Below are 24,533 nucleotides of genomic sequence, written 5' to 3'. Positions count from 1 at the left end.
ACTACCATTTATTTTTTTAGTTCTTAAACGGATACTTCAACCAAATCATCACCAAAGGCATGATCAAAAACGGAATCTCTATCAGCGCCATCTTTATGTTTCCGGCATTTAATGCCAAAGCCATGATTAAAAGGATGGATATAGCATTCAGTAAATTTCCAAGGAAGAATGTTCTCGGAAACAAGAGTAAAAACCCTATAAGAATTACAGCTATTCCAAATACTGGAACATATGACTTTTTGATACCCAAGTCGGCCATCATCTTCGCAGATTCCGGGTGATCGTTTACGTGTAAAGAATCCCACCCGTGTTTAAATGACAGAAAAACAGCGATCAATAGTAGTATGAGCGATATAATATGCTTTATCATTTTTAAATCAATTAAGTTTATTGAATTCTTTTTAGTTGCATCGTTCTACCCAACAACGAAATCCCGACATAGCCCCTAAATTCCAATTGATTGGCGGTTTTTAGGGTTGCTTTCACACTATACGTTCGTCCATCATCCGGATTATATAATTTTCCATCCACGTATTCACCATCAACATACCTCAGATGCGTAACATTGACGATATGCTGTCTCGACCTGTTGCGTAATTGCTTATCCGGATTCTTCGGGTCCTTTTTCGGTGTTTTGCCATCTGCTTCAAACATAGTCGAAGCCCACAATAACTTTCCGAAGTATTCATTTCCTGATTTATAAAACTCAAATTTAAGCTTTACATCCGAATCTTCACTCAACCAAATACCTGTTATTTGATCAGCGGATAAATTTTGTGCAGACGATACAAATGTTATAAAGAACATCATAGTTGCAAAAAGTAATTTCTTCATTTTTTTTCGTGATTAGTTCCAGACATAAATGACGCTCCCATTTTCCCTGCCTGAGCAATCATCAACTTCGGTGCAAGCCTGCTCATGATACGCATCACTTTAGCAAGACCGGGAAAAATTTCGTTCTTATTCTTTTGCAATCCCTTGATGGCAGCATCCACAATTTTTTCGGGCGCCATCAGCATTTTCGGGTTAAAGCCATCCTCGTTGATAAATTTATCATTCAAGGGAGTCGAAGAACCAGGAGCCACTAACTCTATTACTTTAATAGCCGTATTTTTCAGTTGCACTCTTAACGCCTGTGTATACGAACGCAATCCAGATTTACTCGCACTGTAAATGGGTGATATGGCGAAAGGCGCGAGTGCAATACCTGACGTTACATTGAGAATAAGGGCCTTCTCCTGCTTTTTCAGCAGCGGCAAAAAAGCCTGCACCATTCTGATCGGCCCCATCAGGTTAATTTCTACTTCACGCGTGATGTCGGTTAAGTCCTGCTCCTGCTGCAGGCTTATTTTACGCATTTCACCGGCATTATTGATAAGGATGTTCAGCGCAGGAAATTGCTGTGAAACCTGCTGATATAACTTGCTGATAGCCTCTACTTGGGTCACATCGCTCTGTATGATATGCACTGCAGGGAGTTTACGTTTCACCTCCTGAAGTTTTGATTCATTTCTACCCGTAATGATGACCGTATTTCCCATTGCAATCAGTTTGGAAGCAAAGGCATAGCCAAAACCTCCCGTTCCGCCTGTAATTAAAATGGTATTGTTCTGTAAATCCATTTTGCTGTTATTTTGTTTCAGCAAAGTTCAGGCATCATCAGAAAAGATATGTAGTCAAAAGGCACATTGTTGAAGTCAAAAGGACGAAATTGCTTGCTCTATCTGTCTTTCCATCTGTTCATATTTCTTACTCGCCTGCTCCATAGGAAGTCCCACGGCCATGCCAGGTCTGTTGTGGCCCGTGTAGGTGAGCCATGCGTCTTTCATAATAGCCTGCCTTTTGCGGACCAGCTCATATAATTTAGCGCCCGAAGGCATGCTGTTGAGATAGGTATCTAAGGTCATCGACTTATCAAAATTAGGGTCAAGGTAGCTCATCAGCTCCCGTGCCATTAACCAATGCCCCTCTTCGCCGGGATGCACGCCATCTGCTGCCAAACGAAATGACGGGTCCGATTTGCGCTTCTCCAATAAAAAGCTACGCATGGGAAAATGTATATCAATCACTTCCCATCCACGTTTCCCGCGCTGGTCCAGTAACCATTGGGCGTATCGATCCAAAACAAGATTATATCCGTCGACTCCTTTTTTTGGATCATCATGAACAGGAGGTGTTAGGAAGATAATACGCTTTATACCAGCTTCTTCCAGCATTTTTCTTAAACGTTCTATTCCTTTCTGAAAGGCCTCAAATCGTGCTTGATCAAAAGGCAGGTAAATACCATCATTCATACCATAACAAGCAAATACAACATCCGCTTTCGTTTTCTTTAATACATTAGCCAAACGCGTGAAGAGCCAAGGTCGAGGAAAAGCACCATCCGCATGATTTGGCTCGCTTAATCCTGATACCGTTTCGCTCGGCAGGCCCACATTGATCACCTCTGCCCAGGGCTTGGGATAATGGCTGATATAAAAACGCTCAAACAAAGACACATAATCACCTGCATACGTGATACTATTACCTAAAAAAAGAATCCGTTTGGCCTTTGTTAAGGGATAACTGTCTGATGCTGTCTGTGCGATCGAGATTTGCCCCGTAGCGATCCATAAGCAACTAAAAATAATCAGCTTTCTAGCAAATAATCTATTCAATTTCACGCTTATTTATATATATGTTCAATGTATACCCCTTGCAGAGCTCTTTAGTCTCATCCCACAATCTCATTAAAAGATTCCTTTACATTATCCTTAAGTGCCTTGCAAAGTGTTAGATTTATGCCGCTAAGTTTAGCATTTCGTATCAAGATTGCAAATTACCTGTATGAAGACTTTCAAATTTATTATCTTTAACGATCTAGCAATAAATCTAAATCCAAAAAACAGGTTTTTATTATATTAGGCCTGTAAACCAACATTATGAGAGCAGTTATAGACACGTTAAGCAAACCATACAATTTTATCTTTCTTTTACTAGTATTTCTGAACCCTTATCATGCCTCAGGTCAGACCGAAGACCCGGCATGGTGGAAACACAATAATCTGCGCGTCATTCAGACCAACCTTCCCGCCTTCACCGCCGAACATATCGAGCCGAAGGCTTTTGTGGAACAATTGGTAGCAGCATCAGCCAACACGCTGATCATCAATGCCGGTGGGATCATGGCCTTTTACCCTACATCCCTTCCCTATCATTACCGAAACCCCTACGCAGCAGATGCGATGTTGGGCGAGATCATACAGCGGTGTCATGCACAAGGCATACGCGTCATTGTACGGGTAGATTTCAGTCGCCTGCACAAAACCATTTTTGAACAACATCCAGAGTGGTGTTACCTATCCGCCAAGGGCGAACGGATGTTCAACGATGATATCTATGTAGTATCTATCAATGCACCCTATGTGCAAGAAAAGTCATTTGAAATCGTCAGCGAAATCATGGATCGCTACCCTATCGATGGCATCTTCCTGAATATGCCGGGCTACCAAACCAACAATGCTTATATTGGAAAATACTATGGCATAGATCACAATCCCTACGACCAAAAACGTTTTAAATCCTTCAGTGACGGTATGGCTTTACCCGAAAAGGAAGACACCAAAGATCCAGTATTTAATAAATATCAAGCATTTAAGCAGATGACTTTAGACGAGTGGGCAGGGAAATTACATAAACTGGTCAAAACGAAAAATCCAGCGATCGCCATTTGCACCTATACTGATCAATATGTTGACATTATCCGACATGAATCGCAGAGCAACACCAGTTTACCCTATTGGCCTTACAATGCGTCTGATAATGTGAGTAATGCCATGGGCTCCTACCCTTCGCATATTATCAGCAATGGGTCTATTCAACAGGTTTCCTTTCAATCGCGCTTCAACAGTGTAGGGCCCGAAGAGGTCCGCATCAGGCTATATGAGAATATAGCCAATGGTTCCGGATTAGATATAAGTATGATGGGTGAATTTAATCATAATGCAGACTCCCGAAACTTCCAGGTCATTCGTGATGTTTACCAGTTCCACAAAAAGCATGAAGCCTATTATGGAAATTATCAGTCGATTGCCAAGGTGCTGGTACTTTCACCCGGACTGTGGGCTCATGGCATGGAAGGAGAAGAATACAGAGGCATTCAGCTGATGTTGAAAGAAGCCCATATTCCTTTTGATGTGATGGAGTACCGTCGCCCACATACACAAGAGGAACGACTTGGCCGGTATGAGGTCATCATCATTCCCGGTACCCCTTCCTTTGATAGCCTAGATTTAAAAGCCTTATCCGCAGCTGCGAAAAACGGCACTCGATTATTAGCTACCAGTTCTGCTTTTACCCAACATCCTTCCTTTCTGGAGACGCAGTTTGGTGCATCTGTCATAGCCGAAAATCATGACGCTGCCGGAAATTACCTGCAGGTTAATGATACCACCGTTTTTCGAACACTGGAAGGTCAGCAAATGATCTTTTTAGCCTATCCAATGGGCCTTTATACCTTCAAGCCTTCGGTGAGCAGCTACCTACCCCTACTCAGCAAAGGCAGGCCCGGTCCGCCTGAAATTGTGGGCGGGCATGAACCCACAGGTTATCAGGGAATGGCCATCAACAACACCGGGAAAAATAAACATGCTCTCTTGACCCCAGCTATTGGGCGTCTTTATTATTTGAAAGGTTATGAGCAACACAAAGAACTGTTTCTGAACACCCTATCGGCAATTTACCCTGAAGCCCAAGATCTATTAAGAACAGATGCCCCCGAACGGGTAGAACTGATATTGAAACAATATGCGCTCAATGATACAGCAAATCGTTCTGTCAATTTTCAAGCAAAGGGGCATATCCTCCACCTTATCAATCTAACAGGCTTCAGTGGGAATACCTATTTTAAAGCGAACGATTTGCACAATATTACTGTTGAATGCCCTTTACCCGAAGAACCAAGCGAACTACACTTATTAAAAGAGAATCAGCCCCTTGATTTCTCCTGGAAAGACGGCAGCGTGCGCTTCACGGTACCAAAGCTATCGGATTATGAAGCAGTTGTAATAAGAAAATAGCGCGCTGGGCCCTCATAGGTTTTTTAACGTCCAGTTGTCTTTTCAGCTTCGTAAGTAAGCTCTACAACTCCCGACTTAAAAACTTTACTGCCTATTAATGTTAATCCAATTCGTTCTTTTAAATCTTCGAACAAAGGCTTCCCACTTCCTAAAACAATTGGATGAACAGACATTTTATATATATCAATAAGCCCCAAATTTATAAAGGTCTTTATGAGCTTGGCTCCTCCATATAACCAAATATCCTGACCATCTTGATTCTTTATTGCAGCCACTTCTTTGGCTATATCAGCCGTTATGAACCTAGCATTATCATCTTGTCTTTTCTGGCTGGAAAAGACAAATTTATTTTTAGCGTGTATCCCTTGCCACATCGATTTTTCTGCTGCACTCGTATTTTCCTCCGGTTGGAAGTTTCCCCAGGCATCATAGCTTATCCTTCCGTAGAATATGGTGTCAATGCTTGCTATAAAAGCATCAAAATCCATATCATCATCCATTATACACCAATCAATTTCTCCATTTGGTCCTTCGATAAAGCCGTCTAGCGTAACAGCAAGATTTAAAATTATTTTTTTCATCCGTATATAATTATTTATGAGTGAAGTTTCTCATTGGCATAAATGAGCTCGTTACACTCGGTTTGTTTTTTTTAAGGCGATGAAGCTATCATGATTTATTTTTCACTTTTTGTATGTTTTTCAGCGGCGTTCAAGAGAGCGCTACGCTTAGTTCATTTCACTGTGTGATTGGCAAATCATGATGGTTTCATTGTTTTATATTTCTTGCAAAATTAAAGCTATGCGTCGTTTATACTTTGGAAAAATGCGACAAAATTAAGAGCCTGTCTAAAGTTCCGAAGGCGTAAGTCCGGTGTTTCTCTTGATTTCATTAGCAAGGTGTGCATGGTCATAAAAACCAGATTCAAAAGCAATATCCAACAGACTTCTACTCCCACCAGTATTTTTAATTAAAGATAAAGCGCGCTGAAAACGGATGATATTTGAATATTCTTTGGGTGTAACACCAATTTGAGTTTTAAAATGCCGCTCTAATTGCCTTACCGTCGTACAATTCCTTTTGGCAATTTCGTAGACACTTAACTGGCCATATGCATGATGAATATCTTCTAAAACTGCATATAATTGTCCGTAAGTATCTCTAATTCTGTCCGAAAAGAATTTGTTGAGATAAGCAAATGTGTCTTTACTGATTTTTTCGATGTCAAATGATAGCCTTTTATCAAAGGCAATGGTGCTATTTATCAATTCATTTTGCGGTGCATAACTGTAAAAGTTGGAAAAAGCTGCCGGTTTCAGACACACACCTACCAAATGGGTGTTGGCATTAACGAAGCTGTCTTTAAACGAAGTCATCGCACCTACCACAAACGTTTGTCCGAAATCCATCGCAACCGAACCATTGTCCGTTAAACAAGTTTCACCCAAATTAATAACTAAGCCCGGGCATCCATCAGGAAAGATCCGTTCCCATTGTCCATCGTTTTCATCCCCTTTAAGTTCCCAAAAAGAATGAATATAGGGTACTAATGTTATATGAGGTTTTATCTCTTTATACTCCATAGACTACTACATGACATGTACCTTAATTTTAGTCAGTACTTTACCCAATAAACTAGCTAAATCTTCCAATTCCTTTTTAGTAAGTATAGCACTTGCCTGTTTGGTAACCTGTTCGCGAAAGCTCTCAGAAGTATCTATTAGCAGTTTCCCTTTATCGGTTGCCTTCAGGTAAAAAACCCGCCGGTCTTCATCACTCTGCTCCTGAGACAGCAAATCATTTTCCAATAAAAACCGTACCTGTCGGGATATCGCCGGTGCACTGATACCAAAATCAGTCGCCAGTTTCTTTCCTGTTGTCTTCCCTCTTCGGTATATATACTCCACCAAGTTATAGTGCGTTGCAGTGACACCATTAACCTCACCTTTGTTCATATTGGCCAATATATAACACTGGAAATCTGTAAAAACCTCAAAAAACCCTTTTTGTGCTTTTGTCATAAAACAAAAATTGATTAACTTAGTTAACTATTAACAAAGTTAATAAAAAACATGTCTTCTATCAATATCATTCATGCGCGGCAGAACAACCTTAAAAATATTTCGCTCGAGATCCCCAAAAAAAGCATCACTGTTTTTACAGGTGTATCCGGTTCAGGCAAATCGTCTTTAGTATTTGAAACAATAGGTGCCGAAGCACAGCGGCAGATCAATGAAACACAGAACAGTTTTATCCGAAACCGCCTACAACATTACGGTATTGCAGACGTAGACCAGATCGAAAACCTTAATGTACCGGTCATTATCAATCAAAAAAGATTAGGGGGCAATGCTCGCTCTACAGTTGGCACAGCAACAGACGTATATGCTCCATTGCGGCTGCTTTTCTCACGGATGGGCGAGCCCTTTGTAGGCTATTCCAATGTTTTTTCTTTTAATAATCCGCAAGGGATGTGCCCACAATGTGAAGGACTAGGTTTTGTCCAGACCATCAATATCGACGCGCTCTTCGACAAAGAACGATCCTTGAACGAAGGCGCCATTTTGTTTCCGACCTTTCAGCCCGGTGGCTGGCGCTGGACGCGTTATGTACATGCCGGTTATTTTGACAACGATAAAAAGCTGAAAGACTATACCAAAGACGAGTGGAACACCTTACTTTATGCTTCCGAGCATAAACCACCCCACCCCGATAAAAATTGGGGCAAGACGGTAAAATATGAAGGTGTGATTCCGCGCATTGAGCAAGCCTTTTTACGAAAAGATGCGAAGGAATATAAGACACGCAAAAACGCCCTAAAGCAAGTGGTCACCACGCAAACCTGCCCTTCATGTAAAGGGCAACGACTGAACGATAAGGTACTCTCCTGCAAAATAGAAGGAAAAAACATAGCAGACTGTACCGCATTAGCTATTGATGAGTTATTGTCTTTTATTGATGGTCTACCATCCGAACCCTATGCCGTCATTCTTCAAGAAATATCAAAAAAACTGCAGAACATCCGCGATATCGGTTTACAATATTTAACGTTAGACAGGCGAACAGATACCTTATCAGGTGGCGAGTCGCAGCGAATTAAAATGGTAAAATATCTCGGAAGCAGCTTGGTTGATTTGCTTTATATCTTTGATGAGCCCAGTATTGGTTTGCACCCGAAAGATGTGCAGCACATCGCTTCAATTATCCATCGGATAAAAGACAAAGGAAACACCGTTCTGATCGTAGAACACGACCCCGATTTGATCAAAATAGCCGACTGGGTAGTGGATATGGGCCCGGGATCAGGCCGCAACGGTGGAGAAATCATCTACCAAGGTAGCTTTTCTGGTCTCAAACAATCGCAAGGGAAAACAGGTGGGTATTTTGCACAGCATCCTTCTTTCAATAAAAATCCACGCTCCGCTAGGGGGTACCTGGAAGTTAAAAACGCTGTCAAAAATAATTTAAAAAACATCTCTGTGCGCATACCAGAAGGTGTGTTCACAGTTGTTACAGGTGTAGCAGGATCCGGAAAAAGCACCTTGATCCACGGCGTGCTTCCCAATTTTTATCCCCAAGCTACCATCATCGATCAATCCGCGTTTGTAAGCAGCGTGAGATCGAATGTATTAACCTATCTTCACTTATCAGATACCGTTAGAAAGCTTTTCGCGGAAGCAAATGAGGTATCAGAAAAACTGTTTAGCAGGAACAGTGAAGGCGCCTGCAAGAATTGCAAAGGTTTAGGAGTAGAAAAGCTTGATCTTGCTTTTATAGACGACATAGAACAGCCCTGTGAAGTATGTGACGGCTCAGGGTATGATCCCAGCGTTTTACAATATACCTACCATAAGCTTACCATTGCAGACATCATGAAGCTGACCATCACCGAAGCCATTTCATTTTTTCCGGAAGTACTGTTTTCAAGAGCTTTTGACCTGTTAATCCAGTTGGGATTGGAATACCTTACACTTGGTCAACGGCTGGATACGTTCTCTGGTGGAGAAAGACAACGGTTGAAATTAACCAAAGAGTTAGGTGGTTCCGGCCATATCCTCATTTTGGATGAACCCAGCACGGGTTTACATCCTAGCGATACCCAAAAATTACTAACATTTCTGAACCGTCTGGTTGATCAACACAATACACTTATTGTAATTGAGCATAACCTCGACATTATTGCCCAAGCAGACTGGATCATTGATATAGGGCCTGGAGCCGGAAAATACGGTGGTGAAATTGTGTTTGAAGGAACCGTGCAGGAACTACTGAAAAATAAAACTGCTGCAACAGCAAGGTATTTAAGTCAGTATTTAACGGTTTAAAGTATTTTATTGTCGCTTTCGCTTGGATCCAACCGGGGCGTTCTGCGCCGAGCTGATGAATACCTTTTGAACAGGCAATAATGAATAAACCGAAGCAAATATCAAGCTGCACAGACTTCGTTATGCCTTTACAAACCATTTTCCTTATCGAAACGACCGAGTGCCGTTTGCATTTTTTCGTCTTTGTCATATACTTGCTGGAATAAAGTCTGTTTTTGCTTTGATAACTCCAGCATTTTGTCCTGCGCTCTCCTGACCATTGCGGTATCATCGTTATAGGTGATTACTTGTTGAGCAATTTCCTCACGGTCGGCCATATGTAAAATCTTTAGCGCTTGGTAATAATTAATGGCCGCTACCTTTAACGAATCTCCCCCTTTCACCCCTTCTACTGAAAAGGCTGCAGTCTTTTTTATCAAGGAGTCAAATTGCTGTTCCTGTTTATCAATCGCCCCTAATGCCCCCTCAAAATCCTTATTTATCAAACAATTCAATTTTTCTTCTTCTGCACTCCCTTTGCTGACCATGATATTTTTCAGCTGTTCGTCATTGGCCGTAATTTCATCCCTTAAATCAACCGCCCGTTGTGATGTACAGGATGCGAATATCATCAGGACAGAAATAGCAACGATTAGTTTTATCTTCATAAATTCTTTACATTTCCTCATTATAAATTATCTTTTAAAAGATGTCCTTTTCTTGCTTTTAAGGTAACCCGTAAAGCTACATTTTTACGGTAACACATCTTCAAATTTATTTTAAACAAATACGAAAAGAAAGAAGTTTTGCTGCAAGCTGCACAACGTCACGAAAAGGATGATAAATGATGAAGACTATTGGGATGATTAAAGGCTTGAAAGCTGTTACAGCTTTTTTACTTTCTTAACTTCTTTCTCCCCTAAAACTGGGATTTTTCTGTATTTTTTCTTCCAATTCACTACGATATGATTCACCCCATCTAGCCGTATTTTCGATCACAGGAATCAAGGTTTGTCCCAAAGGAGTCAGCGCATATTCCACTTTAAACGGTTTCACATCAAACACCTTCTTGACGAGCATCCCATGCGCCACCAGTTGCGCCAGCTGATCATCTAAAAGTCTGCGTGAAGCATTGGGCAAAGTGCGATGCAGCTCTCCTGGTCGATTAATTCCCTGATGTATGCACCATATCAGGTTAATCTTCCATTTTCCGCTCATGATTTCCATGAAAAGATGAAGCCCGCATTCTAATCGAACAGGGAGTTTACGTTCATACATTTGACAAATATAAGTCATCTCCATGTCAAAGCCAATACGGCTAAATTTAGCCCTACTTGATTTAAATTTTGTCTGTAGTTTACTTTGGCGGATAACAAGCAAAAAAGCAAACAGATGAAATATCAATTATTTGGAACACAAAGTGGATTACCCGTGAGTCAATTGATTATGGGTGGAGCAATGCTCGGAAACCGCTCAGGCTATGGATCAACATATACAGATGCGATCGCAATGCTTTCCACCTATGTCAATGCCGGTGGTAACTTTATCGATATAGCAGATTTGTATCAGCAGGGCGAAGCCGAAGAGATTGTAGGAAAATTCGTTAGCAAAAAGCGGCACGACTTTATCTTATGCACGAAATACACCAGATCTGCACTGAAAGAGCCCGCGGTGGCCAACTTCGGAAATCACCGTAAATCTATGCATCAAGCTATAGAAGGCAGTCTTAAGCGTCTTGGAACCGATTTCATTGATATTTACATGCCGCACTATGATGATGGCATTACACCGCTTGAGGAAATTGCCCGCGGTTTGGAAGACCTAGTCAAATCGGGTAAAATTCTCTATGCCGGATTGGCTAATTTCCCTGCTTGGAAAGTTGCCATCATCGCCAAAGAGATTCGATTAACAGCGCTCCAGTACGAATATAACCTCACACAAAGGGCCTCAGAACGAGAGCTTGCTCCAATGGCTAAACATTTCGGTTTGGGAGTCATGGCTTATTCTCCACTGGCCGGAGGATTATTAACAGGTAAATATCGTAAGGGTTCGCCCGGCCGTTTAAGTGCATCTATTGGCGAAAGCGACGACGATGATCGGACAAATGTGACCATTGATATACTCGAAACAATCGCAGTGGAAACCGACTCGAGCCTATCTCAGGTGGCACTTGCCTGGGTATTGAGCAAAAATGTATTTCCTATTCTGGGAGCCAGAACCACCGAACAACTCCTTCCATCGTTAGCATCTATCCATTTGAAGCTGTTGCAAAACCACCTCAGCGAGCTGGACGATGCTAGCAAGATAGCGCTGGAATATCCGCATGAATTACTTCAGACGGTTCAGAAAAAATACTAAAACATGGGATATATGATAGGGATTTACTTAACGCAGCTAATAATTCGGTACCGGTGCCGCTACCTAAGTAGTACTTACAGCAGAAGGCCTTGCCAGACTGGAAACCATCATACCATTAGGAGTCGAAACAGGCGCGCGGTATGACGCAACCGGCATGCAGGGTGTCAATTTGTAGACATAACAAACAAGGGATAAACGTTGATTTTATCCCTTGTTTCTTTGAAGCCAAAACGGAGATCATTCCTCGGTCAGTCTAACACATACAAGGCGGTTTCGATGATGTCTTCAAAAAAGGAGCGATCACTCCTATTTTACCACGGTGGCTTCCAGCTCTACATTCAACGTCTCGTTCAGCGCAACCACTTGCAGCAACGTAACCGCCTGTTTCATTCCGTGTCTTGCTACGAAATCTTTGAATATGTCAAAACAATTTTTGATAAACTCTTCAGAGGAAGTTGTGTAAACCGTCAGCCTAACGATATTACGGCACTCATAACCTGCTTCACTGATTACGGTTTCAAGGTTCTGTATCGCCAACCCAAGCTGAGTACGCATATCCGCATTGCTGGATGTGCCATCGGCATGTACCGCTGCCTGCCCGGCAACGTACAATGTTCCTTCTGTCTTTTTCACTTCTACGGCCTGTACGTAGCTAAGTTCGTCCTGCCAAGTCCAGGGATTGATCACTCTTTTTTCCATGATTTTTTTGTTTTCTGTCCTGACAAAAATGAGAAAATTGTATGCGATGAGGTGTGACTTGGATCACATTTGACAGATTAGCCAGCCGTTCTATTATTATTACGCCATAGCCTGCTAAGGGTTTCACGAGATACACCTAGATAAGCAGCCAGTAGCACCTTAGGCACGCGTTGTAGCAATGTAGGCTGTTTGCGCAACACCTGCTCATACCTTTCACGTGGGGTAGCCGTGAGGAATGAAAGGATGCGCTCCTGAGAAGCCATGTGCCCCCTGTTCGCTTTCTGCAGGAAAAAATGCTCCATTTTTTGTAACTTGGCACAAATGGTTTGGTAGCTGTCCAATGAAAGGCAGTATACCTGTGTATCTTCAATACACTGTAAGCTCAGTGACGCTGGCTGCCGGGAAAACCAAGCCGGATAATCGGTCTCCCACCAGTCTTCCATTGCGAAAGAAATGATATGTTCGCGGCCCGTTTTGTCATGATAGACCAGCTTAAGCAAACCGGATATGACCAAGTATACATAGCGCACCGGTTCGCTCTTGTCAATCAGCAATCCACCTTTCTTACCATATTTTATGCTGAAGTGCTGCCGCACAAAGGCATATTCCTCATCGCTCAGGCGTACTACCTGCTCTATATGTCGCCGAAGCATTTCTTCCATATGTGCTAAGATAGGAATTCGCTATCACTCATTCCGTATACTATTCACAGAATTAGACTTTACGTTGCGCACTGTTTGCCTACTCGCGATCGGTGAGGTCCATAAAAGCTTCCGCTGCAAACATCAAGCTTTTATACTTGCGAACCCAACAGCTCTTTCATTCCAAATGCTGCTAAAACCTTTGTATATTCAACTCTTACAGCATCGTTAGCCGCTTTGATAATTTCCCCTGTACTTGGGTCAACCACTGTTCTTAATGGCCGCTGTCCTTTAGGCAAATTGATCAGTTTTACTACTGCGTCTGCAATCTCTTGTGGATTTGGATTTGCAGTTTCAAACATTTGACCAATGGCGGTAAACATTTTATTGGGAATATCAGCAATCACTTTATAATCATCAATAACTGATGCGTCAGAACCAGATTGAATCTTTTGGGACATCTCAGTAGGAAAAGCGCCGGGTTGAATAATGGCTACATCGATGCCTAAGGGTTTTACTTCATAATGCAAACCTTCGCTTAAACCTTCCAACGCGAATTTTGAAGCACCATATACTGCAGAAAAAGGAGGAGAGAATCTACCCCACCCGCTCGAAACATTGATGATCAACCCTTCCGATTGTTTACGCATAAAAGGTAGAGCCAATTTCATCAATCTCCAAGGGGCGATCACATTGACATCAAACATCCATTGCACATCGGTCGGGGTAGCAGTTTCAGCCACACCGAACATTGCAACACCTGCATTGTTTACCAACACATCGATGGTCCCTTCCTTCGTTATAACCGTGTCAAAAGCGTTCTTAACACTTGTTTCATCTGTTAATGTGACATCTAAAACGGTTACATTTGCTACCTGTGATAGGGCTTTTGCCCTATCAGCATTCTTTCCATTAATGTCTCTCATGGTAGCATACACTTTATGCCCCGAAGCAGCTAAGCTATTAGCTGTAAGCCATCCAAATCCACTATTTGTTCCCGTAATTAATACGACTTTTTTGCTCATTTTTTTATCTATTTAATTAATGATACAAAGGTCGGTATCCAGAAATGGGATGCATTTACCATTTGGTAAAAAGTTTAAACAAACTCGTAATCTCAACGGATATTTCTTCTTATTCTGCTTAATGATTGTTGGGTGATTCCCAGATAAGAAGCTACATGAGAAAGCGGCACACGATTAACAAGGCCGGGAAACTGTTCAATGAACGATAAATAACGTGTGGTAGCATCTTCTGAAACCAGCGGGCTCCTTCTTTCAATTGCTTTTAACAAACAATTTTTTGTGATCAGACCTATAATAGCGTCCCAGCCAACAATTGTATTTCCGATCTCGTCCCAATCTTTCTTTGAAAAGACAAGCAATTTACAATGGGTAACTGCTTGTACATAGTCGGAAGCTACCATTTGTGCCTCAAACTTTTGTTGATCCGAAACAAAATTGTTCTCGTCAATGAATGAATGCGTGATCTCTTCGCCTTTGTTGTTGTAGTAGCAGAAACGAATAACACCTTCAAGAAGAAATCCGACGTGCTTGGGGATCTTTCCGGCTTCAGAAAAATAGTCGTCCTTATGAAGCTCCAGTGTTTTTGCTTTGCTCAGAATGAAATCAGTTTGCTGCTTGTTCAAATTCCCAAACTGCAATACGTAATTGATAAACTCTTTCATATGTTAAATTTCGAACTTATTACGGGGAATCCGCTTACCATATGGTAAAAAGTTTTTTTATTAGGATACTATAGCTATAGCGTATTGAGGCAATCCCCTCTTCAATACAAACTCAAAACATCACATTGATTTTTTTATCCCACAAAAGCTGAGAATTCTTCGATTGGTAACCTTACTTTTGCCAGATTGGCAAAGTAGTCATTTTCGGTATCACGATAGCCCAAGGAGAGCAGCACTACTGCATGCAATCCCTTCGCCTTTAACCCTAAAATCTCATCAAATTGCTGTGCATCAAAGCCCTCCATTGGTGTAGTATCTATTTTCAACTCCGCAGCCGCAGCCAAAGCCGTACCCAATCCGATATAAGCCTGTTTATTAGCCCAAATCGCATTTGCTTCCTGTGTATTCGCACTGAAATAGCCAGTCAGTTTTTTGCTGAATTCATCCATTCCACCTTCGGGTAAATTCCGTTGTTTTTCAGCCATTTTTATATATTCTTCAATATATGTTATAGAGATCTCATTGAAAGCTGCAAACACCAATAAATGAGAAGAATTTACAATCTGCCCGTTAAAAGAACCTGCACCCAATTGAGCCCTTATCTCCGGGTTGGAAATCACCAAAACCCGATAGGGCTGTATTCCGCATGATGAAGCGGTTAGGTTGATGGCTTCTAAAATTTGATTAACTTTCTCTTCGCTAACTTTTTCTGTATTATATTTTTTGGTGGCGTAACGCCATTTTAAATGATTAATCAGTTCCATTGTATAATTTTTTATGTTTTGTGATGCAAAGGTATAGGAGAAATATTTAAATTTGACACCAAGTGACAAAAAGTAACAGTGACATTTGGGTAACCAAGGGACGACAATGAAATCAGAAGATCAACTAATAGAAGAATGTAGCCAGACCGTATTGGCCATCTATGATACTATGGAAATCTTAGGCGGCAAGTGGAAGGTGCTTATTATCGCCTGCCTGTGCTACCACCCCATGCGCTATTCCGAGCTATTGAAAAAGGTTCGAGGCATCTCCGGCAAAATGTTGAGCCGCGAGTTAAAAGAGCTCGAAGTTAACGGATTGATCAAACGAAATGTTTTAGCCACGTCGCCTGTTTCCGTAGCCTACGAGATTACGGAGTACGGAGAGTCATTAAAGCAATTAACGCAAGTCATTGCCGAATGGGGCATCCAACATAGGGCCCGTATTCTTAAGGGTATGAGACAGGAAAAAGTTTAGGTTTTTGGAAGCCCAACATAGCTATCAAAATAGGGATGGAAAAAACCTTCGTGTCAAAAATTACTTTAACGCTTTTGTTTTGGTCTTATTTACCAGCATTTCGTGTAATGAATACTTTTCATTATCTTTGATTTAGTTAAAAAAGTATATATGTCCACTGTTTCCAAGCATATCGTAAAGAGTTATTCCAATCTGTTTGATGGTTTAGATGCTGTTACTAAGTTGGAGCTGATAGAAAGCCTTACTAAATCAATAAGAAAAAACAAAGACACAAAAGAAACGGCTTTTTACAAATCGTTTGGTGCATTTTCTGCTAGTGAAGAGGCGGAGACTTTAGTCGACGAAATCAGATCAGCAAGGAAATTTCGCAAAAAAGACATTAGTTTCTAATGCAGTACCTGTTAGACACGAGTATATGCGTTTTCTATTTACGTGGAAAACTGGATTTAGCTCGAATTATTAGAGAAAAAGGCAGAAGCAATTTTTTCATCTCCGAAGTAACTGTAGCCGAGCTACGTTATGGTGCCGAAAATAGCAACAATCCAAAAAAAATCACATAAAGCAGTTGACGACTTCATTAATGGGCTGTCAATCGTTCCAATATTCGGAGCTATCAATCGTTATGCAAAAGAAAAAGTTCGACTTCGCAAATTAGGGACACCTCATCACGATGATTTTGACCTACTTATTGGTGTAACAGCAATTGAGTATGGATTGATATTAGTAACTGACAATACTAAACATTTCAACAAATTGGAAGAAATCCAATTAGAGAACTGGTACCAAAGAAGAGCATCAGGAACATCCACTTGACCCTGGTTATCGGCTCTCAGGTGTAAGCCAATTGCTCCAACATGGATTTGCCAACAAAAGTTACGTACCCTTAAGGGGCTACTTTACTGTTGGTCAGTCTTCTCGAAGACTCTTTGTCGGATTCACAAGGGCAGTTTTAATAGCCTGTGAACTCACGGTAAAAAGTGCTATGATCGATGCGCCTAACCCGACCAAAGCAAATACCCACCAGCGCAGCTCCGTACGGTACTCATAATTACCTAGCCAGTCATCCATCACCCACCATGCGATAGGAAATTTGATATTATATTTTTCTAATATATTACGCAATTTATTTCAGGATACTTATCTTTGGCCGTAGCAAATAGTATTAGCGCCGATCAACATGCCAAAGAACATCTTTTCAAAACTTCTTTTGCTAACGATAGCATTATTATTTTCAGTGAAGCCAATAGTTGGTTTTCATCTGTATGCTAAAGCACAACCCCTATCTTCTAATGAGCTAATTACTATTATAAAATCATTCAGTAAGCGCAAGCAAGAGTATTTTGATGATATGCTTTGCGAGAATGATATTGCAATGCAAAGCGGAAAAACTAGCTTACTACCCCTACTCTTTGGTTATCTTTTACAATACCTTAAACGCTATACAGACCAGCTAGCCAACTGGCTAGTTCAGTTACGGCAATGTTCAATCTATCGGTTTTGGCCCACTAAACAATACCTCATTTTCGAGCAGTTAGCGCTATGATGCGCCCCCATTCCACTTTATTTTTTCAGTAGGTGAAGCCTCCGTCAGGGCAATCACCTTAACATCTCTCATTCATACTAAAACAACGTACATATGCTCAAGCATTTTTCATTGCTTGGCTATAGCATGCTATGTAGCATACTGCTTTGCTATGGCCAGGAGAAGCCTGCCCCCATTACACTTCACCAGCTATTGCAGCTCGTGAAACAACATGCCCCCTCCTTACAAACAGATGCGGCAACTTTAGCCATTCGGGAGAGTCAGATAAAGAAAACAGCGAATAACCGCTCACCAGATCTCCACTTATCTTACCAAACAGATCTAGGATCTAACAACAACGTTGCAGGCCCATATTTTGGCTTTGGTATCGTGCCCACCAATAATCGCGGTGTACGTGAAAACAGCGAATACCACGCCGTCAGCTCCAGTTTGGGCATTGCTGCCTTTCAGTGGGAATTCGCCAATTTTGGTGCCTATCGGGCACAACGCGCCCTTGCGGAAGGGGACTTAACCGTAGAAGCCAACAAGTTCACCCAAGCGCAATTCGATTTGCAATCATTTACCATTTACAGTTACCTTCAACTCCTGAAGCTAAATGACTTATCAGTTATACAACAGCGAAACATCGAACGGAATATTGAAATACATCGTTCTATCTTAGCATTAGCCAAGAGTGGTATTCGTGCCGGTGTTGATACCAGTATGGCAGAAGCGGAGCTTTCACGGGCCAGGCTACAGCAAATTGATCTTAAGAACCAAGAGAACCAGCTTAAAATAAGGATCGCTGCAGTGAGTGGACTCCAGGCACAGCAGGTTATTCCCGATACCGCAGCCGAACATGTGCTGTTCGAGCAAATCACCACCTTACCTTCAAAGCTACAGCAAACAAATCAGCATCCGCTCATTAGCTACTATCGATCCATTGTTGACAATCAAAAGCTCAAAGAAGAGCTGGTACGTAAAAGTTATCTTCCAAAGCTTTTTCTGTCGGCAGCTGTATGGGGACGTGCCAGCAGCGTTAACAGTGTCGATGAATTCCTTCCACTTAACCGAGGTATCGGCATGCAGCGCAGCAACTACCTGGTAGGCTTAGGTATCAGCTACAATTTGTTTGACAGGCGCCGGCAGCGGCTCGATCTAGCCCTTACCGAAAGGCAAACAGTGCGTGCCAACAAAAAGCTAGCCGAAGAACAGGTGAACATGCAAACCAACATTCTACAGGCGAAGGCCGAAGTAAGTGCTTCCGAAGAGCGTTTGGGTGAAATACCGCGACAGGTAAAAGCAGCTAATGCTGCCTATCGGCAGAAGTTTTCTTTGTATAAAAACGGGCTAACAGATATTGTAGAGCTGAATGTTGCGCAAAACATGCTTTATCGAGCTGAAACCGACTACGTAACAGCGAAATACAATTACTACCTAGCACTGTTTCACCAGGTTATTGCGCAGAACAACGTCGACCCATTTCTTCACCTCTTTAATTGATCTATCGCATGTCATTAGTAACAAACGCATTAAAAAGGCCTATTTCGGTTATTATCTTTACCGTCAGTCTATTGATATTCTCCATCATAGCGGCCACCAAAATCCCCATCGATATTTTCCCGAGGCTCAACTCGCCTACTATTTATGTCATCGAGTCGTACGGCGGGATGTCGCCGAAGCAGATGGAGGGTTTCTTTTCCTCCCGTCTTCAAGACCAGTTTCTGTATGTTACCGGTATCAAAAACATCAGCGCCAAAAATATTCAGGGCCTTACCTTGCTCAAGCTCAGTTTCTACGAACAAACCGACATGGCCGAAGCCTCTGCCCAGGTAGCGCTGCAGGTAAACCGTGCTATGAAATTCTTTCCACCTGGTGCTTTGCCTCCGCAAGTAGTGCGCTTCGATGCATCATCGCTGCCTGTAGGGCAACTCGTGCTCTCGTCAAAAAATCGTAGTCTAAAAGAAATCTACGATATGGCCAGCACCCTGGTAAGACCAAGCTTCTCCGCTGTTTCCGGACTTTCCGCTCCTCCTCCATTTGGTGCCAACTCCAGAACCATTACCATCAGCGTGAACCCCAACAAATTGCGCAGTTACAACCTAACACCCGATGAGGTGGTACAGGCGCTCGCCGCATTTAACGTCATGTCCCCTTCGGGAAACCTGCGCATGGACAACAATATGTATGTTACCACCATCAATTCTCTCATAAAAGATGTAGACGAATTCGGTAATATTCCTGTGGTTACCAAAGACGGTGTCCCTATTTATATCAAAGATGTGGCACGCGTGGCAGACGCGTCCGATGTAACCGTGAGCTATGCCCTTATTAACGGTCGCCGTTCTGTGTACATACCGGCTGTAAAAACCGCCGATGCTTCTACCTGGTCGGTTGTAAAAGGCCTGAAAGAGAAAATACCCGAGATACAGAGCCTCCTACCGGAGGACGTTACCATTTCTTACGAATTTGATCAATCCGTAGCAGTGATGAATTCGGTAGAGAGCCTACTTACCGAAGGCGGGCTCGGTGCGCTCTTAACCGGCCTCATGGTGTTGCTCTTTTTGAAAGACTGGCGAAGCAGTCTAATTGTCGTCATAACCATTCCGGTCTCGGTGCTCATTGGCGTGCTCTTGCTTAGCCTCTTTAATCAAACCATCAATATCATGACCTTAAGCGGGTTAGCCTTAGCTATCGGTATATTGGTTGATCAAGCCACGGTCACGATAGAAAGTATCCACCAGCATCAAGAGGCAGGCAAGCCAAAGCGCTTAGCAATCTACGATGCGTGCAAGGAAATTGCGCTTCCTCTATTTCTCATCTTGCTGTGTATTCTGGCGGTCTTTGCACCATCCTTTCTTATGGAAGGCATCCCGAAGGCCATGTTCCTGCCGCTGTCGTTAGCCATTGGGCTGACCATGATAGCCTCTTACATCATGGCACAAACACTGGTGCCCATATTAGCCAACTGGTTATTAAAAGACCATATCAAAACAGCATCCACGCATACATCGCTCTTTGAGAGGATACAGAAAAAGTATCTCCACATTTTAAGAGGTCTGATGAAAAGAAAGCGTATTACTACCTTCGTTTATCTCACCAGCACGATACTGCTCACGGCTTTCGCTTTTATGTATATCGGCAAAGACATGATGCCAAAATTAAATAATGGTCAATTTCAGCTACGGATCAAAGAGCCCGACGGTACCCGTTTGGAGCGAACCGAAGAAAAAGTAAAGCAAGTACTCGCCATTATCGACAGTACTGTAAACGGGCAGGTAGCCATCACGTCAGCCTACGTAGGTATAGTGCCCAGCAGCTACGGCGTCAGCAACCTGTACGTCTTCAATACCGGCACACATGAAGCCGTCATTCAAGTGAACCTGAAAAAAGGATACCACATCAATACTGACGAGTTAAAAGACGCCCTTCGGCAAAACATAGCTTATAAACTTCCCAATCTACGGGTCAATTTTGAACCAATCGATATGACGGAGAAGATTATGAGCCAAGGAGCTGCCACACCCATTGAGGTAAGAATAGCCGGAAAAGATATGGATCAGTTGAAAGCTTACGCACGCAAGGTAGAAGCAGGCATGAAACAAATTAACGACCTCCGGGATGTCCAAATTGCACAGCCCCTGAAGATACCAACTGTTTCCATCCACATCGATCGGCTGAAAGCTGCCCAGCTCGGGCTCAAAATGACTGATATTGCCCGTTCCGTTACCGCCAGTACCTCATCGAGCCGTTTTACCGAGAAAATACAATGGCTTGATGAGAAAAACACTTACACCTATCAAGTGCAGGTACAAGTTCCCGAATATGTAATGAATACCATGGATGAGCTGCGTGAAATTTCGTTGGTAAAAGGCCAGCGGTCGCCCACCTTAGGAGATATTGCCTCCTTTAACACGTCCTATGAAGCGGGGGAATTCGACCGGCAGGGCCCGCGCCGGTACCTCACCGTTATGGCTAATCTGCACCGTATCGATTTAGGATCGGCCACCGCACAGGTACAGCAGGTACTCGATCAGTTCGAAGCACCACCGCGGGGCGTAACCGTAGAATTGAAGGGGATGGCAACACTGTTGAACGAAACCCTTCAAAGTTTACAATTAGGCTTAGGGTTTGCCATTCTGGTTATCTTCCTGTTACTCGCGGCCAATTACCAGTCGGCAAAACTTTCGCTCACCGCCCTTGCCACTATTCCGGCAGTGGTGCTCGGTTCACTGGTATTTCTACTCCTGAGCGGATCTACCCTTAACCTTCAATCCTATATGGGCATGATCATGTCAACGGGTGTTTCGGTAGCCAACGCAATACTTATTGTTTCTAATGCAGAACAACTCCGTTTGCATCATCAACATGCAGAAACGGCTGCCCTGTTTAGTGCTTCTACACGCCTTCGGCCGATTATGATGACCAGTTTGGCCATGATTGCAGGCATGATCCCCATGGCAATGGGTATGGGTGAGGCCGGAGAGCAAGCAGCGCCTTTAGGACGCGCCGTCATTGGGGGGCTCTTTGCATCCACCTTTGCGGTACTCTTTATTCTTCCGCTCGTATTTGCCTGGGCTAAAGGGAAGGCCGGATTTCAATCTCCTTCCTTGCTTCCCAACGCAATTGACAATGCACATAAACCAAGTAATCCATTAGTAACAAACATCATTCATAACAATTAACGATGAACAAACAACTTTATATCCTTTCCTTTGCTCTGCTCGCAGCGGCATGTGGAGGTCAAAATAAACCTGTTAACCTCTCGGCTCAAAAAGAAGGACAGCAAACAAAAAGCGGTTATGAAATAGGGCAAGTAACCGAAAAGTCGCTCGCCAGTTCCGTGCGTCTTCCCGGACAGCTTAAACCCTTCAACGAAGTCAACATATTCGCCAAAGTCAATAGTTTTGTCAATCAGATTTTTGTAGACCGTGGCAGCATCGTAGAAAAAGGTCAATTGATGGTAGTGTTAGAAGCACCGGAAATGTTATCACAGCTACAATCAGCCAACTCGCGTTATATCCAAGCAAACGAAGCCGCCAATGCCAGCAGGGAAAAATACCGACGGCTTAAGGAAGCCTCTTTGGAAGAAGGGGCTGTATCGCCGCTCGATTTAGACAATGCCCTATCAAAAATGAAAGGTGATGAGGCCGTTGCCATGTCAGAAAAATCGAATGTAGAAGCCATGAAGATGGTACAATCTTATCTCAGCATCCACGCCCCTTTTAGCGGCATGGTGGTGCAACGGAATGTCTCTTCCGGAGCGCTGGTAGGCCCAGGAAAAAGCAACGAACAGCCCATGTTCATTCTACAAGATATCGCCAAGCTGCGACTCGAGGTCCATATCCCGGAGAACTATGTAGATAAAGTTGATCTCAGCAAACCTGTATCCTACATCTTCAATAGCCAGCCAGGTAAGCGCTACCAAGGTAAGATCAGTCGCTCGGCCAATATGCTCGGTTCAACGCAGTCAGAAGCCATTGAAATAGACGTCATCAATACAGATCAGCGCCTCAAACCCGGCATGTATTGTGAAGTAAGCATCCCCTTATTATCAGGAGCAAGCTCCCTGCTGGTGCCCAATCACAGTGTGGTACGTTCAACAGAAAGGCAGTATATTGTCAAGGTAACCGACCAGAAAGCCATCTTTGTAGATGTAAAAGAAGGCATCGCCGCCAACGATTCGGTAGAAGTTTTCGGTAACCTAAAGGCTAATGACCGGATCTTATTACATGCAAACGACGAGGTAAAGGAAGGCAGCACCGTCGAATAAAAACATTGTCTATTACTGCGAGCTGTTTTTTTCAAACAGCTCGCCTCTTAATCTGTTTTCTAAAAAACTTCTATACATGGAAAATGAAAGAAAGCCTATTCCGAATGATCATCTGGCCAATGAACGAACCTTTTTAGCCTGGATACGCACCTGCATTGCCACTATTGGCTTAGGTTTCGTTGTGGTAAAATTCTCCTTATTTATCAAGCAGCTTGCGCTGATAATTGATACAGATGTGCGCATTCCAAACCACGGGTATTCAGCCATTATTGGTATAGCGTTAGTTGTTGCCGGTATGATTATGGCTGTGCTTGCTTATTATCGGTTCAAAACTACCCAATCACAGCTGTTGGCCGGTCAGTTTAAACCTTCATCCAGGATATTCCTCTATATTACGATTGCCCTGATAATTTTGGCGATCGCTTTAGCCATTTATTTACTACAGAGTACGAGGTAATTCATTTTTATATTCACAAAGATGAACCATGATGTATCGTCTATCTTTACAACATTGCCTCCTTATGGCCGATAAGCAAATTGAATGGCTTCTACTTCGTTGAAAGTGTAGTAGATCGATGCATGATATGTTAGGCTGTTCCAGTGAGAACGATTCCAAGGTCAGGAGACGTATGATCAAAATGCTAAAAGGTAATTTATTTGTACTCCTTCCCCCTGCTTCATCCTTAACCAGAATACCCTTTGCTATGAGATCTTGTATATCCCGCGTAGCAGTATCTTGTGAACATTTAGCAATTTTTGCCCATTTGGAAGAAGTCAGTTTTCCCTCAAATCCTTCCAACAATTTGTTTAACATCATCCGCTGCCTATCATTAAATGTTTGAGACACGGGCAACATCCACAACTTAGCCTTTCTCTTCACGGAATTTAAGACAATATCCGAAGCGTCTATTGCACGCCCCAGACATTCAATAAACCATTTTAGCCACTCGGTAATATCCAAATCGCCAGATTGTGTTCGCTCCAATATGGTATAGTATTTATTACGCTCCTTCCTAATTTGAGCAGACATGCTATAAAAACGTTCCGGAACTCCATCAGCTCTAGCCAATTGCATATCTGCTATCGCACGAGATATTCGACCATTACCATCTTCAAAGGGATGTAAGGTTACAAACCAAAGATGCGCTATTGCTGACAGCTCATCCGTATCCCAGATAAAATTGGGCCAGGCATGAAACTGATATATATACATTCTCCGCAAATTATGCGGGAAATAAAAGCAATAATCTCCG

The 24,533-nt window shown here is 42.7% G+C and carries 28 protein-coding genes; 12 read left to right on the top strand and 16 right to left on the bottom strand.

Annotated elements, in window-relative coordinates:
• Nucleotides 1-16 precede the first annotated feature (16 nt).
• The 4 genes from BMY50_RS01110 to BMY50_RS01095 all read right to left on the bottom strand — a co-directional run bounded on the left by BMY50_RS01110 (nt 17) and on the right by BMY50_RS01095 (nt 2,657).
• Nucleotides 17-370: a hypothetical protein gene (locus BMY50_RS01110; RefSeq protein WP_093316999.1), complete on the bottom strand. Its 354-nt coding sequence runs from the start codon at nt 368-370 to the stop codon at nt 17-19.
• A gap of 17 nt (nt 371-387) precedes the next feature.
• Nucleotides 388-834 carry a DUF2147 domain-containing protein gene (locus tag BMY50_RS01105; RefSeq protein ID WP_093316996.1) on the bottom strand — a complete coding sequence of 149 codons (447 nt, stop codon included), beginning with the start codon at nt 832-834 and terminating at the stop codon, nt 388-390.
• Nucleotides 831-1,622, bottom strand: coding sequence for an SDR family oxidoreductase (locus BMY50_RS01100; protein WP_093316987.1), 792 nt, complete (start codon nt 1,620-1,622; stop codon nt 831-833). The genes BMY50_RS01105 and BMY50_RS01100 overlap by 4 nt, the downstream gene beginning before the upstream one ends.
• Before the next feature lie 75 nt (nt 1,623-1,697).
• Nucleotides 1,698-2,657, bottom strand: a complete 960-nt coding sequence (locus BMY50_RS01095) for an SGNH/GDSL hydrolase family protein (protein WP_093323419.1) — start codon at nt 2,655-2,657, stop codon at nt 1,698-1,700.
• Nucleotides 2,658-2,921: 264 nt separating this feature from the next.
• On the opposite strand from BMY50_RS01095, the gene BMY50_RS01090 reads away from it, so the two are divergent.
• On the top strand, nt 2,922-5,057 hold the full coding sequence (locus BMY50_RS01090; RefSeq protein ID WP_093316984.1) for a beta-galactosidase: 2,136 nt from the start codon (nt 2,922-2,924) through the stop codon (nt 5,055-5,057).
• A 23-nt stretch (nt 5,058-5,080) separates the two neighbouring features.
• Here the strand turns inward: BMY50_RS01090 and BMY50_RS01085 are convergent, their stop codons facing one another.
• The 3 genes from BMY50_RS01085 to BMY50_RS01075 form a co-directional block, all read right to left on the bottom strand.
• On the bottom strand, nt 5,081-5,638 hold the full coding sequence (locus BMY50_RS01085; protein ID WP_093316979.1) for a dihydrofolate reductase family protein: 558 nt from the start codon (nt 5,636-5,638) through the stop codon (nt 5,081-5,083).
• Between the two features lie 267 nt (nt 5,639-5,905).
• Nucleotides 5,906-6,640, bottom strand: a complete 735-nt coding sequence (locus BMY50_RS01080; RefSeq protein ID WP_093316974.1) for a helix-turn-helix domain-containing protein — start codon at nt 6,638-6,640, stop codon at nt 5,906-5,908.
• Between the two features lie 6 nt (nt 6,641-6,646).
• Nucleotides 6,647-7,078 (bottom strand): MarR family winged helix-turn-helix transcriptional regulator, encoded by a 432-nt coding sequence (locus BMY50_RS01075; RefSeq protein ID WP_093316970.1) that lies wholly within the window; start codon nt 7,076-7,078, stop codon nt 6,647-6,649.
• A 51-nt stretch (nt 7,079-7,129) separates the two neighbouring features.
• Here BMY50_RS01075 and BMY50_RS01070 point away from each other — a divergent pair, with 51 nt between their 5' ends.
• A complete protein-coding gene (locus BMY50_RS01070) occupies nt 7,130-9,382 on the top strand; it encodes an ATP-binding cassette domain-containing protein (RefSeq protein ID WP_093316967.1) in 2,253 nt (750 codons plus the stop codon).
• A gap of 128 nt (nt 9,383-9,510) precedes the next feature.
• Here BMY50_RS01070 and BMY50_RS01065 read toward each other — a convergent pair whose 3' ends face one another.
• Complete coding sequence (locus tag BMY50_RS01065; RefSeq protein WP_093316963.1) at nt 9,511-10,029, bottom strand: hypothetical protein; 519 nt, start codon at nt 10,027-10,029, stop codon at nt 9,511-9,513.
• 235 nt (nt 10,030-10,264) lie between these two features.
• Entirely contained in the window at nt 10,265-10,657 is a 393-nt protein-coding gene (locus tag BMY50_RS01060) for a winged helix-turn-helix transcriptional regulator (protein ID WP_238383632.1), read from the bottom strand.
• Between the two features lie 66 nt (nt 10,658-10,723).
• Here BMY50_RS01060 and BMY50_RS01055 point away from each other — a divergent pair, with 66 nt between their 5' ends.
• Entirely contained in the window at nt 10,724-11,719 is a 996-nt protein-coding gene (locus BMY50_RS01055; protein WP_238383631.1) for an aldo/keto reductase, read from the top strand.
• A 306-nt stretch (nt 11,720-12,025) separates the two neighbouring features.
• Here BMY50_RS01055 and BMY50_RS01050 read toward each other — a convergent pair whose 3' ends face one another.
• The 5 genes from BMY50_RS01050 to BMY50_RS01030 all read right to left on the bottom strand — a co-directional run bounded on the left by BMY50_RS01050 (nt 12,026) and on the right by BMY50_RS01030 (nt 15,510).
• Nucleotides 12,026-12,418 carry a RidA family protein gene (locus tag BMY50_RS01050; protein WP_093316957.1) on the bottom strand — a complete coding sequence of 131 codons (393 nt, stop codon included), beginning with the start codon at nt 12,416-12,418 and terminating at the stop codon, nt 12,026-12,028.
• 77 nt (nt 12,419-12,495) lie between these two features.
• Nucleotides 12,496-13,071 (bottom strand): Crp/Fnr family transcriptional regulator, encoded by a 576-nt coding sequence (locus BMY50_RS01045; protein WP_238383630.1) that lies wholly within the window; start codon nt 13,069-13,071, stop codon nt 12,496-12,498.
• Between the two features lie 140 nt (nt 13,072-13,211).
• Nucleotides 13,212-14,084, bottom strand: a complete 873-nt coding sequence (locus BMY50_RS01040) for an SDR family oxidoreductase (RefSeq protein ID WP_093316949.1) — start codon at nt 14,082-14,084, stop codon at nt 13,212-13,214.
• 92 nt (nt 14,085-14,176) lie between these two features.
• Nucleotides 14,177-14,746 (bottom strand): Crp/Fnr family transcriptional regulator, encoded by a 570-nt coding sequence (locus tag BMY50_RS01035; protein ID WP_093316944.1) that lies wholly within the window; start codon nt 14,744-14,746, stop codon nt 14,177-14,179.
• A gap of 134 nt (nt 14,747-14,880) precedes the next feature.
• Nucleotides 14,881-15,510 (bottom strand): nitroreductase family protein, encoded by a 630-nt coding sequence (locus tag BMY50_RS01030; protein ID WP_093316939.1) that lies wholly within the window; start codon nt 15,508-15,510, stop codon nt 14,881-14,883.
• A 106-nt stretch (nt 15,511-15,616) separates the two neighbouring features.
• Here BMY50_RS01030 and BMY50_RS01025 point away from each other — a divergent pair, with 106 nt between their 5' ends.
• From BMY50_RS01025 to BMY50_RS01015, 4 genes are all read left to right on the top strand, one after another.
• Nucleotides 15,617-15,985: a winged helix-turn-helix transcriptional regulator gene (locus tag BMY50_RS01025; RefSeq protein ID WP_202907717.1), complete on the top strand. Its 369-nt coding sequence runs from the start codon at nt 15,617-15,619 to the stop codon at nt 15,983-15,985.
• 150 nt (nt 15,986-16,135) lie between these two features.
• A complete protein-coding gene (locus BMY50_RS01020; RefSeq protein ID WP_093316929.1) occupies nt 16,136-16,375 on the top strand; it encodes a hypothetical protein in 240 nt (79 codons plus the stop codon).
• Nucleotides 16,375-16,545 (top strand): PIN domain-containing protein, encoded by a 171-nt coding sequence (locus BMY50_RS28695; RefSeq protein WP_202907716.1) that lies wholly within the window; start codon nt 16,375-16,377, stop codon nt 16,543-16,545. Before BMY50_RS01020 ends, BMY50_RS28695 begins: the two co-directional genes overlap by 1 nt.
• The gene (locus BMY50_RS01015) at nt 16,505-16,798 is read left to right on the top strand and encodes a PIN domain-containing protein (protein ID WP_202907715.1); all 294 of its coding nucleotides are present in this window, start codon (nt 16,505-16,507) and stop codon (nt 16,796-16,798) included. Before BMY50_RS28695 ends, BMY50_RS01015 begins: the two co-directional genes overlap by 41 nt.
• A 93-nt stretch (nt 16,799-16,891) precedes the next feature.
• On the opposite strand, the gene BMY50_RS01010 is transcribed toward BMY50_RS01015, so the two are convergent.
• Entirely contained in the window at nt 16,892-17,107 is a 216-nt protein-coding gene (locus BMY50_RS01010; RefSeq protein ID WP_093316925.1) for a hypothetical protein, read from the bottom strand.
• Nucleotides 17,108-17,162: 55 nt separating this feature from the next.
• On the opposite strand from BMY50_RS01010, the gene BMY50_RS01005 reads away from it, so the two are divergent.
• From BMY50_RS01005 to BMY50_RS00985, 5 genes are all read left to right on the top strand, one after another.
• Nucleotides 17,163-17,528, top strand: coding sequence for a hypothetical protein (locus BMY50_RS01005; RefSeq protein ID WP_093316920.1), 366 nt, complete (start codon nt 17,163-17,165; stop codon nt 17,526-17,528).
• A 93-nt stretch (nt 17,529-17,621) separates the two neighbouring features.
• On the top strand, nt 17,622-19,010 hold the full coding sequence (locus BMY50_RS01000) for a TolC family protein (protein WP_093316915.1): 1,389 nt from the start codon (nt 17,622-17,624) through the stop codon (nt 19,008-19,010).
• An 8-nt stretch (nt 19,011-19,018) separates the two neighbouring features.
• Nucleotides 19,019-22,192, top strand: a complete 3,174-nt coding sequence (locus BMY50_RS00995) for an efflux RND transporter permease subunit (protein ID WP_093316910.1) — start codon at nt 19,019-19,021, stop codon at nt 22,190-22,192.
• A gap of 2 nt (nt 22,193-22,194) precedes the next feature.
• Nucleotides 22,195-23,280, top strand: a complete 1,086-nt coding sequence (locus BMY50_RS00990) for an efflux RND transporter periplasmic adaptor subunit (protein WP_093316905.1) — start codon at nt 22,195-22,197, stop codon at nt 23,278-23,280.
• A gap of 76 nt (nt 23,281-23,356) precedes the next feature.
• Nucleotides 23,357-23,737 (top strand): YidH family protein, encoded by a 381-nt coding sequence (locus BMY50_RS00985; RefSeq protein WP_093316902.1) that lies wholly within the window; start codon nt 23,357-23,359, stop codon nt 23,735-23,737.
• On the opposite strand, the gene BMY50_RS00980 is transcribed toward BMY50_RS00985, so the two are convergent.
• Nucleotides 23,720-24,493, bottom strand: a complete 774-nt coding sequence (locus BMY50_RS00980) for a Fic family protein (RefSeq protein WP_093316899.1) — start codon at nt 24,491-24,493, stop codon at nt 23,720-23,722. The genes BMY50_RS00985 and BMY50_RS00980 overlap by 18 nt on opposite strands.
• Nucleotides 24,494-24,533: the final 40 nt, after the last annotated feature.

This window comes from Olivibacter domesticus (genome assembly GCF_900109575.1).
GTDB classification, from domain to species: Bacteria; Bacteroidota; Bacteroidia; order Sphingobacteriales; family Sphingobacteriaceae; genus Olivibacter; species Olivibacter domesticus.
Note: the sequence above shows the minus strand (reverse complement) of the source record. Positions and strands in the feature narration are given on the sequence as shown.